Origin of the sequence: Pontibacter sp. E15-1 (assembly GCF_022601975.1) — a bacterium.
GTDB lineage: Bacteria > Bacteroidota > Bacteroidia > Cytophagales > Hymenobacteraceae > Pontibacter.
Map to the genome: position 1 here is coordinate 108,570 of NZ_JAKVIR010000019.1, position 16,933 is coordinate 125,502.

Sequence of the window (16,933 nt, forward strand, 5' to 3'; positions counted from 1 at the left end):
GACTTAAAATTCCACGATAAAACCGAGCGTAGGCACTAGGTTTCCACTACTATCCTTCAGGATAAACGGAATGGCATTGCTTCCGTCCAGGCGCAGGTCCTGCCCATCGGTAGTAGCGAAGCCCGTGTTCTCGGCGTTCCGCTCAAAAGTATAACGGTCAAACCCGGGCGTTTTGCTGGCCAGCACGTTGGCTACGTCCAGGAACAGGTCGAGCGTGATGCGGTTGAAGTTCCATTTTTTGTCTATCCGAACATCAAGCTGACTGAAGGGACGCAAACGCTCCGTGTTCAGCCTGCTGTAGTCGAGTATACCCACCCCCAGCGAGGCATAGTTTCTTTGGGAGACCTCCAGGTCGAACGGGGTGGCGGGTGCTCCGCCGGCATACCTGTATTTCACCCCCAGCTCCCAGTTTCGGGGCAGTTTCTTGCCAAGCAACCCGGATACCAGGTGACGGTAATCCCAGGCGCTGGAAACATACTGGCCATCTGCACCGGCAAACTCACTGACCACATAGGTATAGGACAGCACCGAGAATACACTGCCAGTCAGTTTTTTCTGTAGGTAGAACTCCGCCCCGTACGCCCTGCCTTTGCCGTTTGTGATAACCTCCTCGTTGCCGATAGAGCCAAAGTCACCGCCCTGGTTTGCCAGCGAGATACCATCGCGCACCGACACCGGATAGTTGCTGTAGTCCTTGTAAAATCCCTCCAGCGTAAAACGCAGGTCCTGCCTCGGCAGAAATTCCGTACCCAGCACGTAATGCACAGACCGAATGTAATCGGCGGATTTATTCAGGTAGTTACTGTTCTCCTGGTAGCCCAATACGGTATAAGTGGGCAGCTTGTAGTAAATACCGGAGGAGGCATTTACCGTCCACCTATCGTTAAGCAGGTATGAAATGGCCAAACGCGGCGAAAGCGTTTTCATCGGGTTTGCCCCCTCTTCGGTGAAAGAGTTCATGTCGGTCCGGATACCCAGCGATAGACCCAGTTTATTGTCCAATACTGATTTCGACACCTGCCCAAACAGGCCATACCTCCAAAAGTCCAGGTTGGTATCGTAATTCACCGTAACCCCCGGCTGCACCAGGTTGTTCTGCTCATCGCGCAGCTCCTTCCGGATCACGCTGAAAATATCGTTTGTGAACTGCACGTACTGCCCAGACAGGCCATAGGCATACTTAAACCCGTTTTTATACTTATTAACGTCCAGCCGGAGCTTGTTCTCAGTTTCGCGTGAATTCGAGTTAAGTGTCAGCGGCCTGTCCTCTCCTTCCTCGGTTGCCTCGTATTTTTTAAGGTCGATGTTAAACGCATTGCGGCTCAGGGCCAGGTTCACGTAGCCGTCATTTATCAGCCGCTTTAAGCCTACGCCAACGGTATAATTCCACTGGTTATTTAATGGAATGGAGCGCAGGATATACTCATTTTCAGGGGTGCTGTTGCGAGGCACGCCAAACGAAAACTCGTCGATGGCACCCACGCCGATAAAAGAGAGCGACGTTTTCTCGCTCAGTTTATGGTCTATTTTATACTGAAAATCCCAGTAGTTAGGGCGGATGGGCAGGTCCAGAAGCTTGAAGAGGAACTGCAGGTATGACCTGCGTGCAGAAAGCAGGTAAGTGGTTTTCGCTCCGATCGGGCCCTCTAGGGTAGTAGCAAACTCCGATCCGCTGAGGCGGACGTTTCCTGAGAAGCGCTCCGGGTTGCCATAACGCTGCCGGAACTCGAACACCGAAGCCAGCGCATTGTCGTAGCGCGCATCAAAGGCCGAAGAACTTACTTTCAGGTCTTCGATAAAAGACACGTTCAGGATACCGGTGGCCCCGCCCGCACTCCCCTGCGTGGTAAAATGGTTGATCAACGGAATCTCAATGCCATCCAGGTAATAGACGTTTTCGCTGGGCGCGCCTCCCCGAATGATCAGGTCGTTACGGCCACCCGAACCGCTTGTGGCAACTCCGGGCAACACTTGCACCACCTTGGATATATCGAAATTACCGCCGGGGTTGCTGCGGATTTCCTCCGTGGTCAGGCTCTGCACCGAAAGCGGCGTGATCAGATCGGCCACGGCGGCGCTTTGCCTCCGGTTCGCCACAATCTCCACTTCTTTTAGCTTGCTGGAGGCAGGACGCAACTCAAAATTGATGATCTGCAGGTTACCTGCTGTCACGTTGATGTTATACTTGACCTGCGGCTCATACCCCAAATAGGACGTTTGCACCGTATAACTGCCCACGGGTATGTTTTCCAGGCGATAGACGCCATTCTCGTTGGTGGCCGTGCCAAGCGTTCCATCCCCTAACTGTAGTGTAACCCCAATGAGTGGCTGCTGTGTGTTCACATCCCGCACGGTACCGGTAATTCCACCGGTTTGGGCCTGACAAATGAAGGGCAACAGGATAAGGATAAGCAGTAGATTCCGCAGCATAGTATCGTCTTTTTAGGATACTGCTAGTACATCTTTGAATGTATTTTGTTTTTAGCCTAACCTGTTTTTTGAAAGCAAGTGTGGTTAAAGTTAATCGACATAAATGGACAAGACCACACATTGGATGCGCTAATATCGTTGGGTTTCATTAAGTAAACCATGCCTGCTCTCGTAAACACCAGGGCAATATTACCAGAACACCCCATAGGGTAATTCTCCAATCCCCTCATACCCTAGCTGCAAAGGCAATGCAAGGAAAGTCCTAACTACCAATAATTTACTATGGGGAATATACACAGCTTGTACTTGGACGTAGTAGGGTATCGAAGCTACTGCCGAAATGATGTTAGCTGCCCCGGAAGCAAAACGACCTAAAAATAGTAATCTTAAGATGCCTTCCCATGAATCACTGGCACGCCAAACCCAAAGAGGAAATACTCGCTGAGCTGGGCACTCTGCCCTCCGGACTCACGGAGGAGCAAGCCCTTGCCATACGCCAGGAAGCTGGGCCTAACAAGCTGGAGGAAAAAAAGAAGAAAAGCCCTCTCAAGATGCTCTTCCAGCAGTTCACCGAAACCATGGTGGTCATCCTGATCGTCGCGGCCATGCTCTCACTTCTGCTGGGCAAGACAACAGAGGCGGTGGCCATACTGGCTATCGTGGTGCTGTTTGGCTTACTTGGGTTCATACAGGAGTACCGGGCCGACCGTGCCATGGATGCCCTGAACCGCATGGTGGTGCCAAAGGTAAGGGTAAGGCGCAACCAGAAAGTAAAAGAAATTCCCGCGACAGACCTGGTGCCCGGAGACATTGTGGAGCTTGAGGCGGGTAATGTGGTCCCGGCTGACCTTCGGATAACGGAGTCCTTTAACCTCAGGATACAGGAAGCGGCACTTACAGGCGAGTCCGAACCCATAGAGAAAAGCCCGGCCCCGCTTCCCGACGAGGACATCCCCTTGGGCGATCGGAAAAACATGGCCTATATGGGCACGGTGGTCACCTACGGAAGAGGCGTGGGCGTCGCCGTGACGACCGGGATGAAAACAGAGCTGGGGAAGATCGCCGGTATGATCAGCGCCGTGGAAGCGGAGAAGACCCCTCTGCAGGGAAAGCTGGACAAGCTTGGCAAAATGCTGGCGCTGTTCGGGGCCGCCGCAGCCGCCCTGATCTTCGGGGTAGGCATGCTGATGGGCGAGGCGGCCGTGGACATGTTCCTGACTGCCGTGAGCGTGGCGGTGGCGGTGGTGCCCGAGGGGCTTCCGGCCGTGGTCACCATCACGCTGGCGCTTGGCAGCCAGCGCATGCTAAAGCGAAACGCCCTGATCCGGAAGCTTCCCGCCGTGGAGACGCTGGGCTCCGTTACGGTGATTTGCTCTGACAAGACGGGCACCCTCACAGAGAACAAGATGACCGTAACCATCGTGGACCTGCCGGAAGGCACTGTGACGGTGAAACCTGAGGTTTCCTTAGAAATTGCGGACACGCTTGCAAGCGGACTTGACTTTGCGCTCGCTCTGTCGGTGCTGTGCAATGACGCCTCGCACGAGCGTGACGGAGGCACCTACGCAGAGCAAGTGATTGGGGACCCCACGGAAACGGCCCTGCTGGTGGCCGGCGCTAAAAGAGACATTCACAAGGAGCTGCTATACGAGCCCCTGCCCAGGGTGAACGAGGTGCCCTTCGACAGCGACAGAAAGCGGATGTCTACAATCCACCAGGTCTCAGGGGCTTTGCCCCTTTACCTGCAGGCGATACAAGGCAGCCCTTTCATGCTCAGTGCCAAAGGCGCCCCTGACTCCCTTTTAGCGGTCTCAGGCGCCGTGTGGCTTAAAGGGGAAAAAGTGCCGCTTGACACCGCGTGGCGGGAGCGGATCCTGGAGGCAAACGCCGCACTTGCCAACAAAGGGATGCGGGTGCTAGGGCTTGCCTTTCGCCTGTTGGAATCGCCAAGCAGCGACGCCAGCATTGAGCAGGACCTTGTCTTCGTAGGCCTGGTGGGCATCATCGACCCGCCACGGCAGGAGGCCAAGGCTGCGGTGGAGCAATGCCGGCAAGCGGGTATACGGCCTGTCATGATCACCGGCGACCATCCGCTTACCGCCGCGGCCATCGGCAGGGAGCTCCGCTTCGCTTCGCACAGCGACCCCGTGACCGGGGAGATGATTCAGAAAGCCGATGAGCAAGAGCTTATGGCGCTCACAGCAAAGTCATCGGTTTACGCGCGCGTGTCGCCTGAGGACAAGCTGAGAATCGTCAGCGCGCTCCGGAGCCAGGGGGAGATCGTGGCCATGACCGGTGACGGGGTGAACGACGCGCCAGCACTGCGACAAGCCGACATTGGCGTGGCGATGGGCATAACGGGCACGGACGTGGCCAAGGAGGCCGCTGACATGGTACTGCTGGATGACAATTTCTCCACAATCGTGGCCGCTGTGGAGGAAGGCAGGGTGATCTTCGACAACCTCCTCCGGTTTATCAGGTTTTCACTGGCGGGCAATGTCGGTAAAGTACTGATCATGCTCTTGGGCCCCGTGTTCGGAATGGTGATTGCCTTGCAGCCTTTGCAATTGCTTTGGCTTAACCTCCTCACGGATGGATTGCTCGGCCTGGGGCTGGGCACTGAACCCGCCGAAAAGGACACTATGAAGCGACCGCCCAGGAACCCGGAGAAGGGCGCTTTGGAGAAACGGGACTTTGTGCAGATGGCCATCACAGGGGCAACCATTGCGGCAGTTTCGCTCGGCCTGGCATTAGCTTACTATAACCCTGCTGACCCAAATGACCTTAAATGGCAAACCATGATATTTGCCACCGTGGGCTTCTCTCAGGTTTTTCAGGCCCTTGCGCTTCGGTCCTCGGCCCGGTCGGCTTTCGCCCTTTTGAATAACCCCCTTATGGCTATCGTGGTGGGGTTGGCCATCGCGTTGCAGCTTTTGGTTATTTACCTGCCCGGTTTAGAGGAATTTTTCAAGCTGATACCCTTATCGGCAGAGGATATGCTCTACTCGGTTGCCGCAGGAAGCGTGACTTTCATCGTCATCAGGGTGATGCGGGCAACTCTGAAAGGTTCCTGAAGGGAAAGCACGCAGAAACGGCACTGCCTGTATGGTTTTCGTTCTCCGTGTAGTTTCAGTCATTGGCCGGCGCCCCCCCTCTGCAGGGAAGCGCCGGCACTCCCTGAATGTAAGCAACTGGCTGGTGGAAAGCTTTGCTGCCTGTGCCATCCTTTTTAAGCCCAAAAAGGTATATACTCTGGCACTGTCACACCGCAAAGGCATGAAAATAGTCATTCTGATACTACTCACCCTACTCAACGGGTTTTTCGCACTTTCCGAGCTGTCCATCATCTCGGTGAACAAGCACCGGGTAGCGCAGCGGGCAAAGCAGGGAAGCAAGGGGGCGAAGGCCGTCCTGAAGCTGCTTGACACGCCTGAGGAGTTCCTCTCGGCCATACAGGTGGGTATCACCCTGATTGCCATTGTCTCCGGTGCCTATGGAGGGGCGGCCCTGTCGGGCGATGTGGAGGCCTGGCTGTTGGGTGTCCCTTTCCTGGCGCCCTACGCAGACACACTGTCCATTGTGCTGGTTGTCGGCCTGATCACCTACTTTTCCATTGTGGTGGGCGAGCTGATACCCAAGTCGGCGGCGCTCGGCAACGCTGACGCGATCGCCATTGCCGTTTCGCCCGCCATACAAGTTTTCACCAAGGCCACCATGCCGCTGGTAAAGTTGCTCTCCGGCTCCACCAACCTCGCCATAAAGCTGCTGGGCATAAAGGAGCCATCAGAGGAGAGTATGTCGGAGGAGGAAGTCAGGCAGGTCATCCTAACCGCAGGGAGGCAGGGCATTCTGGCCAAGGAGGAGATCCAGCTGCACCAGAACATCTTCTCTTACGCCGAGCAGCGGGCAAGGCACCTGCGAACGCACCGACAGGGGGTGGAGTTTGTGGACCTTAACCAACCGCTTGAGGCCATACGGGCATCCATCGCGCAAAGCGCGCATTCCAAATTCCCGGCCACAGCGGACGGCTTAGACCACGTGGTGGGCATCTTGACTGCCAAGCGGTTCTATGAGTACATGGCGGGCAAAAAGGAGGAACCGCTCAGGAGCGTGCTGCAGCGGCCGATCCTTGTCCCGGAGACCATGCGGGCAAGCGAAGTGCTCAATGTCTTCAAGCAGGAAAAGCAGTACATTGGCATCGTGGTGGACGAGTACGGCACTGTGGAAGGCGTCATCACGGTGCACGACATTCTGGAGGCGATTGTGGGCGACATGCCCGATGTGGATGAGGCGGGCGATCCCAAGGTGGTCGTCCGGCGGGACGGCTCCCTGCTGGTGAGCGGCTCGGTCAGTATACACGAGTTGAACCGGAGTCTTAGGCGGGAGCTGATCAGAGGCGACGACGCCAAATACGCCACGCTGGCCGGCTTTGTTTCCTACACCCTTGGCAGGCTCCCCGCTACGGGAGACAGCGTGCAGGTGAACGGCTACGAGCTGGAGGTTGTCGATATGGACGGTTACCGGGTGGACAAACTCATCCTAAAGCAAAGTGACCCTACGGAAGCCATGTAATGTATGGCAGGGTGCCGACGGCGACGGCAGCAGACGCCTAAGCAGCGGGGGAATGTGCAGGTCTGTTGTTAAGTATAGAGAACGGATATTGTTTTAGCTTCTGAACTTGCCTTTTTAACCTTATCAAAATCTGCTTTTGTCACCTTTTGAATCGAGTACTGAACGGCCGCTTTTCCCTGTTCTTCGGTTGGTTTTTCAGTTTCGTTAATTAACTGAATACTGTTTTCTGTCACTGCAGTTTCAGCTTTTTTACTACTACAACTGCATATGAATGTTAATAACAGCAAAGGCAGAAGAATTCTTTTCATAATTTAAATTTTGGCCAACGGTTAGTACAGGCTGCGAGCGAGGCGTAGCCGAATATGGAGCCTGTGTAGGGTTAGGCTTTGTCATTCTCTTGGCTTATTAAGCTCATGCTTCTACTTATCCATGAAAGCCTATTTACTGCTTCTTAATTCAACAATCTTATTCATAGTCTCGGGGTACTCCTTTATAGTAACAGCTTTTTCATAAAACTCTATTGCCTTTATTTTGTCTCCCAGCCTTTCGTAATACTGACCCATGCTGCTATACACGTTATAGCTGTTAGGGTAGTTCTCCATGTTCAGCTTTAAAAAATCATATACTTTTTTAGGTATCTTACGGTTCATACAAGCTAAGGCAAAGCTATATACCATTTCCTCAGGAGGCAGCACTATACCTACTTATCCCACTTTGTCGGATAAGTAGGTATAGTGCTGCCTTACAAAGTCTGCATGAAAAGTGGAGGCTTCCACACCTTCACCTGGTATTGGTAAGGATTCATACTTTAGTAATGTTCGCAGCGCATCATTTTCAGCCATCAAGGGTACTGTGAAATGATTTTCTCCCCTATAATACTTCCATGTCAGAGCAGTAGCTTCTCCATCCCGCGCAAAGCAAGCGCCACCCGCGTATAACTGGATAAACCTGCTCACCAGGTGAAACAAAGCAAACAGAGTAATATCAGTAACCAGAGTAGGGAAAGAAAGGGGAATGCTTTGCAAAAACGACTTCCACAAAGCTACCTCACGGCTGCGTCTGTCAGAGATGTCTGTCCAGCAGCTTCCGGAGGCTGGCATACTCCGGCTGCCCCAGCACGTCCAGCCCCCCGCCGGTCGCCAGCTCCACGGCCCGGTGGCACTGCCCCAGCCGGTGGAGCATGGGCTGTATCTGCTGGTTGTAGTAGTTGAAGAAGGCGTAGACGTCCCGCACCGAGCAAGGCAGCTTGTAGCCGGCAGCGGAGGAGACGATGAGCACGCCCTCGTCCCGAACCGGCCCCACCACCAGAGAGCGGAACCGGTGCTCTGTGAAGTTTTCGTACTGAAAGGAGTTGAGGTGCTGCAGCAGCTCGTGGGTGTGGACGTAGCGGGTACGGTAGTTGTAGGTGAAAACCAGCAGCAGGTACTCCACAAATGCCACCCGGCTTTTGATGACCGGGTCCTCGCTGCCTGCATGCCGCAGGAGAAAATCCCGCGCCCGCAGCTGCGCGGCGGCGGTGACGGCCTCGTCCCGCGCGTCCGCCCTCCCTTCGTCGGTGTCGACGGTGTAGGGCACATACCCCTCCGGCCAGCGCACCACCCCCGCGCACTTCCCGGCCAGCTCCCTTTCTACATCCGTGTCAGACAGACCGGCGTGAAACGCGTTGAGGCTTTCGCCCAGGAAGGCCGCCAGCTGCAGTAGCGGCTCCTCTTCTCCATCAGAGAAGGTGAAGGGGGCCGGGGAGAAGAGGTCCACCCTGTGGTTTTCCTGTATGTAACGGCGGAAACTCTCCATGGACTCGGGTGTGCCCAGCGGGCTGGCTATAACGCTTAGCTCTGGGACGGTGCGGTAGATGTTGTTGTAGATCAGCCCGGAGAGGAACTTGTAAAAGGTATCCTTGTATTGCAGCGGCGACTTCTGGTGCAGCTTGCGCTTGTCCACCAGCAGGGCGTGAAAGGAAAAGTTCAATTCCTTTAGTTCCTTTATAAACCTGTGGCGTTGCACTATTCCGGGCTCGACTTTCGGGAGGCTAACGCTCCCTTGCGGGAAGTGCCGCCTCCTAATTCTGAGGTACCCCTCCTCCACTTCCCTTTTGTGCTCTTCCTTCACCAGCACTGCCGTGACGGAGAAGTGCGCATCACCCGGACTCTCGAAGGAGAAGCCGTGCGCCCCCGCCCCGCTTACAAAACCTACCTTGGCCATACCTCTATTATATATAGTGTACCTGAGCTCCGAGGTCACCCCGGAATCTCTCTGAAGATACTAATAATATTGACATCTGCTATATTTAGCTAACTGAATTGGGAAGCAACGCTTTGTCAAAGTTTTTAAACGGTCGTTTAAGAAGCTTGACAAATCCGATTTTAGCGGTAACTTTGTCATGTTTCAGACAAAAGGGGAAAAATGATGGGAAACTACGTGGCCTACTACCGCGTCTCGACCAAGGCGCAGGGCCAGAGCGGGCTCGGGCTGGAGGCGCAGCGCGCCGCCGTGCGCCGCTTCGCAAAGGCCGGGGAGGAAATACTTGAGGAGTTCACCGAGGTGGAGTCGGGCAAGCGCGACTCCCGCGAGCAGCTGCGGGCGGCCATCGCCCTAGCCAAGGCCCGGCAGGCCACGCTGCTCATCGCCAAGCTCGACCGCCTCAGCCGCAACGCCGGCTTCATCTTCACGCTCCGCGACAGCGGCGTGGACTTCGTCTGCGCCGACATGCCCGAGGCAAACACCCTCACCATCGGCATCTTCGCCGTGCTCGCCCAGCACGAGCGCGAGCTCATCTCCCAGCGCACCAAGGCTGCGCTGTCAGCCAAGAAGGAACAGGGCTTCCGGCTGGGCTCCCCACAGAACCTGGACGAGGCGGCGCGGCGGAAGGGGCTGGAGACCCGCCAACAGAACGCCTTGTCCAACAAGGCCAACCGGCAGGCCTCCCGCCTGGTGCGGATCTACCGGGAGCAGGGCTACACCTTTCAGCGTATCGCCGACGAGCTCAACGGCGAGGGGTACCTGACACGCAACGGCAAGCCGTTCCGGAAAGGGACGGTGCACTACCTCTATCAAAAAGACCTCACCCCTGCCTCCTGAAAGCCGCAGTGACTTGGCCGTACCTACTCCTTATATATATAAGGAGTGCGTTTGTAAAGGGAAGCGTTCTTTGTTGCAGAAAGCGACATAGAAGGAAAATATGATATTGAGGTGGTTCTATAAGACGTTTATCAACATGCAGCAGAAACCTGGAAACTCAACGCAGCCTCCTGCCAGCCCTAACACCTATGCATTGGTGTCTAACTTTTTTAAGCACCTTTTACATGAGCACCTTTTACATTTACAGCAACGCATTAACACCTGTCTCGTATCATTATAATATAATTTATTATAAATTACTAAACATCATTAACCCCGGCCACAGTATGCCCATCACCTTGTAGAGGAGCCTGTGCAGAATTTTTTTACTATTGGGTTCTTAAAATCAAGCGCTATTTTACCACTTCCGTGGGTAAACCTTCTCCACCTATACCCTTAGCTCCGCGTCCTCCCGCTCTACAGCGTTGATCCCTGAGCCTGCAATGCAGGATTGATCCGACTGATCCTTCACTATAACTTATTTGGATATGGCAGTAGAATTAGAAATTCAAGACGGTAATCCCTGGTGGATGAGCCCGGATCTTTGGGCTGTACCGGGGATAGACCCAGAAAGCCCTCCGGGGAGCCCTATCGTCGGGCAGCCCTGCTACCTTTGGGCGCGTGTCCGGAACAACGGGTCTAGCACAGCAACCAACGCTACCGTCAGGTACTACTGGGCCAACCCCGCTGTAGGGTTTGACCGCAGCACCGCCAACCTTATCGGCAGCTCTTATGTCACCCTGGAGCCCGGAGAGGCGCGAGACGTGCTGTGCCTTACCCCTTGGCACCCGGAGTTCGTCAACAACGGCCATGAATGCATTCTAGGGGAAGCGTTCTTGCCTGGGGTGGATCCTATACTCAACACCCCTGTTTTCAATGTGCCCACAGATCGCCATGTCGCACAGCGAAATCTCAGCGTTGTCACAGCGGCGCGGATGATGTTTATGTTCTCGTTTGCCATACACAATCCACAAAGAAAGCCCGGCAAGTTCCAACTCAGGGTAGAAACAGGAAACATGGAACAGCTTAAGCCCCTGCAACGGCACCTGGGCGTTAACTTTCAATTACCCGAGCTAACTGGAAATCTGGTAAAGCACGCCTTCATACCCACGCCCTGTGCTACAGACAGCATCGAGGAAACTCTTCAGCAAGGCTCTCCATTGGAGCCGGTTCAGATAGAAGCCGGACAGAGGACAGGGATGACGCTGATAGGCCAAATCACCGAGGGTGCTGTGCTCATACACATCGAACAGATTGCTGACGAGGCTACAGTGGGGGGCATTAGCGTGCTTGTATTACCTGACGCTACCTGATGAACAACACCTTAAACAAAATCTATCATGGCTGCCATTACCATTCCAAACCGTCCCTTCTCCACTGAAATCATCACGGGCTTGATGTTGCCTGACGGGATTTTCGAAACCACACTTGGAAAGCAGCGAATCAACGCTCATTTCACGAACACAGGGACAGGCACTATCGCTTCCTCGGAAATCTACCTAGAGAGCGCCTCACACCCCAATATCGTAGTCACCCCCAGAACCCACTTTGTTTCCGGCATGAACGGGAACGCTTCCCGGGTCCTGTCCTGGGAGGCCAACTTCACAGGTGTGCCGGCAGGTGCCTATTATGTGAGCTTCATTGTAAAAGAGGACTCAGGAGAAAGCCGTATCATCAAAAAAATATTCGTGACCCAGGTACAGTTCGACGCCGCCACGGGCACGGTGTCAGCCGTGGTTCCCGAAGGCACGTTCCGGGTGAAGTTCACAGACCTGGTCCAGCCTCATGGCGGCTGTTGTGGCGGATCGAAAGGCAGACGCAAAACCCAAAGCGAGAATCCGCGCACGAATGCCACCGTTAATGACCCGAAAAGCTCACTTGTTGAATTCGCGCGCTCCTTCAACCGCTTTGGGGACCTATTTTCGGGCCATGACCCTGAATTCACCTTCTGCACCGTGGGCTACCTTCCGCTCAGGCTGGAGGCATCCCTGACCCCCAGCCCGGCATTTCCGGGGCAGTACGGTGACCTGCCTTTTCAAGATCCGTGGTGGAAGGTCGTGTTGGCCATCATTGCAGTACTCCTGCTTATCGGGGCCGCCATTGCTGAGGCCGTTGATGGTACGGGCAGCGTGGGAGTTACCGCAGGCGGCACGTTCGATGAAACCACAGGCGATGCGGAATGCTGTAGCGTGGGCGCCTCCGGGGGAGGGACGAGTTATGTTGCTGCGGGGTTAGTGGCCGCCGCTGCCGCCGTGGCCACGGCGGCAGCGGCCTCTGACATCCGCGACCCGTTCCGGAGGGGCCAGGACAATACCGTTCCTGCCCCGGGGGAACTGACACTAAGCGAGTCTGTGAAAATGCTGTTTAGGTACCCTGAGCCGGTAACTTTAGGCAAACCCTTTTCAGCCGGCCTGGATTGGACCTACACCCGGGTGACTACGGGTAATACCTATACTTTTGATGCCAGTGATACCAACCAGAACATACACGTGCTTTCCAAATATGAAATATCAGCCCCGGAAGTGGTGCGGACTTACAAGCGTGAACCTTTCCTTGTAGAAGCGAAGTTTTTTGATCAGGGAGGGCAACAGTTGAAGGGCAACGCATTGTTTGCACAATGTTTCCTTATTGGTCCGAATGGGCAATATGAGAGTTTTGTCTTGCAGGATGATGGCGCAAACCCGGATTCCGCAGCTTCCGACGGGGTGTACACAGGCATATACTTCTTTAACCAGAAGCATAAGCCACAAGGCCTATGGACTTATTTCGTGATAGCTCAGGATGTCAATAACGCACAACCCGAAATGTCTCCTGAAGATGCCGCCCAAATTATAGGGGGCATGGTGCTGACCCATCAACTTACCCTAACATTCACCAATGAGGAGTGTGCTTTGGTGCCAGACGGGCATGTGCAGGTATTCTGATGGATCAATGCTGTCATGTAGGTTCTAAGCCAACATCAAGACTCAATCCAGGGTGAGTGTAGAGGCTGTTTTAAAACCCATCCAGGCTGAAAAAGCAAACATCGTAAAACCGGCTAAACGCTGAGGAAATAGTTTTATGGCTATGATGTCTGTTCCTAAAATGGCTCTTAAATAGGTCGCAAAACAGTTCCTTAGGTTTTTTTCCTTTATTTTGGCCGATTTTGTGTCAACCTGTTTTAACACTAATCCACATGTATGATGTATTTGTTTGCTATGCTTTCATGTAAACATTCTAGGTAGTGTACTAGAAGTAAGGATGAGATATCTGGGGAATTAGCAATGAAAAGCAGGAGATATAGAATAGAGATTGCCAAACCTTTATTTTATATGACCACCTGTCTCCACTGCTATAGCCTTAATATAGTGAAAAACGGTAAAAGCTACTACGGAAAGCAGAACTATAAATGCCGTTATTGCTGCAGGCAGGCAGTAGAGCGAGCGCCCGAGAAGCTTTATAGCGGTGATGACTTGTTAAAGTCGTTGCTGTTGGAGCGTGTCCCTCTACATGCCATAGCCCGTGTTCTGAAAATGGATAATCCGGAGTATACTGACCCCACCATCCGTAAGTAAATAGAGCCGGATTTAGTGGTTGCTGCACCAGGTAACTTCTGACATTCCGGCGGATACTGACCCCTCGGGTAGCAGCAAAAGGCGGTAAACATTCCGGAGCAAGTTGACCCCTGGGTAAATTTCGGAGCAAGCTGACCCCATTGCTGTAACTATTGAATAGGTTTTGGTTCTTTGGTGCTATCACCAAAAGAGCGCACCGATGGCAGGAAAACCAAAACCCATGAGCCAGATAAAACAACTTCTCCAACTCCACCAGCAGGGAAAAGGCATCAAGTTCATTGCCCGCAGCCTTGCCATCAGCAAGAACACGGTCAAGGCCTACCTGGCCCGGACGGCTGCCCTGCCCGAGAGCATTCCGCTGCTGCTGGCTTTGGAAGACCCGGTGCTGGAGGCCAGATACCATGCCGGCAACCCCGCCTACAAAGACGAGCGGTTCGAGTTCCTGAAAAGTCATTTTGATTACTACACCCAGCAGCTCAAGCTGGTGGGCGTCAACCGCCGGCTGCTCTGGCAGGAATACCGCCAGCAGCGGCCACAGGGCTACAGCTACACCCAGTTCTGCTTTCACCTCTCCCAGCACCTGCTGGCCCGCAAGCCATCCATGGTGCTCCAGCACCAGCCGGCGGAGAAGCTCTTCATTGACTTTGCCGGAAAGAAGCTCTGCTATACCGATGCCGCGACCGGAGAGGTGATCGACTGCCATGTCTTTGCCGCCTGTCTGCCCTACTCAGACTACAGCTTTGCCATGGCTGTCCGGAGCCAGAGCATCTCCGACTTTCTCTATGCCCTGGGCTGCTGCCTGCATGAATTGGGAGGCGTGCCGCAGGTTCTGGTGCCGGATAATCTGAAGGCGGCTGTCACCAAAGCCAGCCGCTACGAGCCTGACATCAACCGGTCTATGGAAGACTTCGCCAACCACTACCGCACCACTGTCGTGCCGGCCCGGGCACGCAAGCCTAAGGACAAGGCACTGGTGGAGAACCAGGTAAAGCTGCTCTACACCCGTGTCTATGCCCGCCTGCGCAACCGGCAGTTCTTTGACCTTCCCTCTCTCAACCAGGCTATCGCGGAGAAGGTGAAAGAGCACAACCAGACCAGGATGCAGCAAAAGCCCTGGAGCCGGGAAGAGCGTTTTCTCTCCACGGAAAAGCACTTGCTCTCACCCTTGCCCCGGCAGACGTTCGAGCTCAAGCATTACCGGGAACTGAAGGTGGCACAGAACAACCATGTCTACCTGTCAGAGGACAAGCACTACTACAGCGTTCCCTACTCCCATATCGGCACCAGGGTAAAACTCATCTACACCCGCTCCCTGGTCCGTGTCTACAGCAAGGGAGAGCAGATAGCCGTGCATGCAAGGAGCTGCCAGCCCAGTGGCTACTCCACCAGCAAAGAGCACCTGTGCTCGCACCACCGGCATTACCTGGAGCGCAGCCCGGAGTACTACCTGGAGAAGGCCGGGAAAAAGTCGGCGGTGCTCTGCCAGTTCATCGAGCTGCTCTTCGGGCAGAAGCGTTACCCCGAGCAGGTGTACCGCACCTGCGACGGCTTGCTGCGCCTGCAGAGCAAGGCGGCACCGGAGGACTTTGACAGAGCCTGCCGTCTGGCCATCGAGTGCCAGAGCTACTCTTACCGCTTCGTACGCAATGTGCTGGAAAACAAGATGGCCTCCCATGCAGGGGAGCCAAAGCAGGATACGCCCTTGCCGGTGCACCAGAACATCCGGGGCCGGGACTATTACGCCCAGACAACCATTCATTTTTAACCACTTTAACCTATACACCATTATGATGCAGATTGAATCACAACTCCACCGCCTGCGCCTGCACGGCATGGGCCGCAGCTGGCAGGCACTGCTGGAAACCCGTAAAAGCCACGAGCTCAGCTTAAGCGAAGGGCTGGCCCTCTTGCTGCAGGCAGAGGAAGAGGACAGGGCCAACAGGCGCTTTGAGCAGCTGAAGAAGAATGCCCGCTTCCGCTACCAGGCCTCTGTGGAGGAGCTGCGGCTGGAGGCCTCGCGGGGGCTGGACAAGGGGCTGATACTGGGTCTTGCCACGGGTGAGTACCTGGCCAAGGCAGAGTCAGTGCTCATCAGCGGGGCCACCGGCTGCGGCAAGAGTTTTCTGGCCTGGGCGCTGGGGCACCAGGCCTGCGCCCAGGGCTACAAAGTAGCGTACTACAACGTGCAGAAGCTGCTGTTGCGCACCAAGATGGCCCGCCTGGACGGCACCATCTACAAGTTCCTGGAGCGGCTCTCTAAGATGGACCTGCTGATACTCGACGACTTCGGCCTGACGCACCTGGAGCAGCAGCGCCTGGACCTGATGGAGATAATCGAGGACCGCCATGCAAAGGCCTCCACTATTATCGCCAGCCAGTTGCCGGTAGCCAGTTGGTATGATGTGATTGGGGAGGAAACCATAGCCGATGCCATTCTCGACCGCCTGGTGCACACCTCGTACAGAATCGAGCTGAGAGGTGAAAGTCTGAGAAAAAAACAGTAAAATTGTCAGTCCATCGGACGCAATAAGCAAAACCTATCTCAAGGGGTCAGCATCACCGGAATATCTAGGTGACAGGGCTGGTGGTGGGATTCCATCTGGGGGAGCGAAACACAGAAGGCGCTGAAGGGCTGTGGTTGAGCATCCCAGAGAGGGTACGGGAGAGAGCGCTGATTTTCACGGATGGACTGGAGGCCTATGGTGCTGTCTTTGCTAAAGGACAGCACCAGCCAGAGGGCAAGAAGGAGACGACAAAGATGGAGCGGCTCAATAACACCCTGCGCCAGAGATGTGCTAGACTAGTGAGGAAGACCCTTTCCTTCTCCAGGTCTTGGGAAAACCACCGATTAGCTATACGATACTTCCTGCACTACTACAACATTGTAAACTGGCAAAAACACCATCCTTACTTTAAAGACAGTACCCTTTAAAGACAGTACCCTTTTCTTGCTAATCAAAGGTATTGTCAACCTTAGGTATTTTCTTACAAACTCTTTCCACGTTTGGCATTCATAAAACCTTAGGAACTCATTTTGCAAATTTTGGGTCTCTGGATGCGTTTCCATAAACTCAAAACTGATTTCCTCACTTTTAGGAGTATTACTATTAACCTAAGTTGTGTGGTAGAGATCCTATGAATAAAAAAGGCATGGCACGTAATATTTAGTGACCAAACTAAATGTATTACCGCCATGCCCGACTTTACCGCCACCGATTTACAGGACGTGTTCGTCTATGCAATAATAGACGAATACTTGC

Annotated in this window: 12 protein-coding genes; 8 read left to right on the top strand and 4 right to left on the bottom strand. The window is 54.3% G+C overall.

Annotated elements, in window-relative coordinates; all coding sequences use genetic code 11:
- Positions 1-3: 3 nt before the first annotated feature.
- The gene (locus tag MKJ04_RS14510; protein ID WP_241642366.1) at positions 4-2,430 is read right to left on the bottom strand and encodes a TonB-dependent receptor; all 2,427 of its coding nucleotides are present in this window, start codon (positions 2,428-2,430) and stop codon (positions 4-6) included.
- 401 nt (positions 2,431-2,831) lie between these two features.
- Between MKJ04_RS14510 and MKJ04_RS14515 the strand changes: the two genes are divergently transcribed.
- Complete coding sequence (locus MKJ04_RS14515) at positions 2,832-5,504, top strand: cation-translocating P-type ATPase (protein WP_241642367.1); 2,673 nt, start codon at positions 2,832-2,834, stop codon at positions 5,502-5,504.
- 202 nt (positions 5,505-5,706) lie between these two features.
- The gene (locus MKJ04_RS14520; protein ID WP_241642368.1) at positions 5,707-7,002 is read left to right on the top strand and encodes a hemolysin family protein; all 1,296 of its coding nucleotides are present in this window, start codon (positions 5,707-5,709) and stop codon (positions 7,000-7,002) included.
- Between the two features lie 68 nt (positions 7,003-7,070).
- Here the strand turns inward: MKJ04_RS14520 and MKJ04_RS14525 are convergent, their stop codons facing one another.
- From MKJ04_RS14525 to MKJ04_RS14535, 3 genes are all read right to left on the bottom strand, one after another.
- A complete protein-coding gene (locus MKJ04_RS14525; protein ID WP_241642369.1) occupies positions 7,071-7,310 on the bottom strand; it encodes a hypothetical protein in 240 nt (79 codons plus the stop codon).
- 129 nt (positions 7,311-7,439) lie between these two features.
- Positions 7,440-7,604 (bottom strand): tetratricopeptide repeat protein, encoded by a 165-nt coding sequence (locus tag MKJ04_RS14530; RefSeq protein ID WP_241642370.1) that lies wholly within the window; start codon positions 7,602-7,604, stop codon positions 7,440-7,442.
- 460 nt (positions 7,605-8,064) lie between these two features.
- On the bottom strand, positions 8,065-9,204 hold the full coding sequence (locus tag MKJ04_RS14535) for a hypothetical protein (protein ID WP_241642371.1): 1,140 nt from the start codon (positions 9,202-9,204) through the stop codon (positions 8,065-8,067).
- Positions 9,205-9,405: 201 nt separating this feature from the next.
- Here MKJ04_RS14535 and MKJ04_RS14540 point away from each other — a divergent pair, with 201 nt between their 5' ends.
- The 6 genes from MKJ04_RS14540 to MKJ04_RS14565 all read left to right on the top strand — a co-directional run bounded on the left by MKJ04_RS14540 (position 9,406) and on the right by MKJ04_RS14565 (position 16,605).
- Complete coding sequence (locus tag MKJ04_RS14540) at positions 9,406-10,080, top strand: recombinase family protein (protein WP_241642372.1); 675 nt, start codon at positions 9,406-9,408, stop codon at positions 10,078-10,080.
- Positions 10,081-10,607: 527 nt separating this feature from the next.
- Positions 10,608-11,432 (top strand): hypothetical protein, encoded by an 825-nt coding sequence (locus MKJ04_RS14545; protein WP_241642373.1) that lies wholly within the window; start codon positions 10,608-10,610, stop codon positions 11,430-11,432.
- Between the two features lie 27 nt (positions 11,433-11,459).
- On the top strand, positions 11,460-13,043 hold the full coding sequence (locus tag MKJ04_RS14550) for a choice-of-anchor X domain-containing protein (RefSeq protein WP_241642374.1): 1,584 nt from the start codon (positions 11,460-11,462) through the stop codon (positions 13,041-13,043).
- A gap of 850 nt (positions 13,044-13,893) precedes the next feature.
- Complete coding sequence (gene istA, locus MKJ04_RS14555) at positions 13,894-15,438, top strand: IS21 family transposase (RefSeq protein WP_241642375.1); 1,545 nt, start codon at positions 13,894-13,896, stop codon at positions 15,436-15,438.
- Between the two features lie 22 nt (positions 15,439-15,460).
- The gene (gene istB / locus MKJ04_RS14560; RefSeq protein WP_241642376.1) at positions 15,461-16,177 is read left to right on the top strand and encodes an IS21-like element helper ATPase IstB; all 717 of its coding nucleotides are present in this window, start codon (positions 15,461-15,463) and stop codon (positions 16,175-16,177) included.
- Positions 16,178-16,260: 83 nt separating this feature from the next.
- Complete coding sequence (locus MKJ04_RS14565; RefSeq protein WP_241642379.1) at positions 16,261-16,605, top strand: IS1 family transposase; 345 nt, start codon at positions 16,261-16,263, stop codon at positions 16,603-16,605.
- The last annotated feature ends 328 nt before the right edge of the window (positions 16,606-16,933 follow it).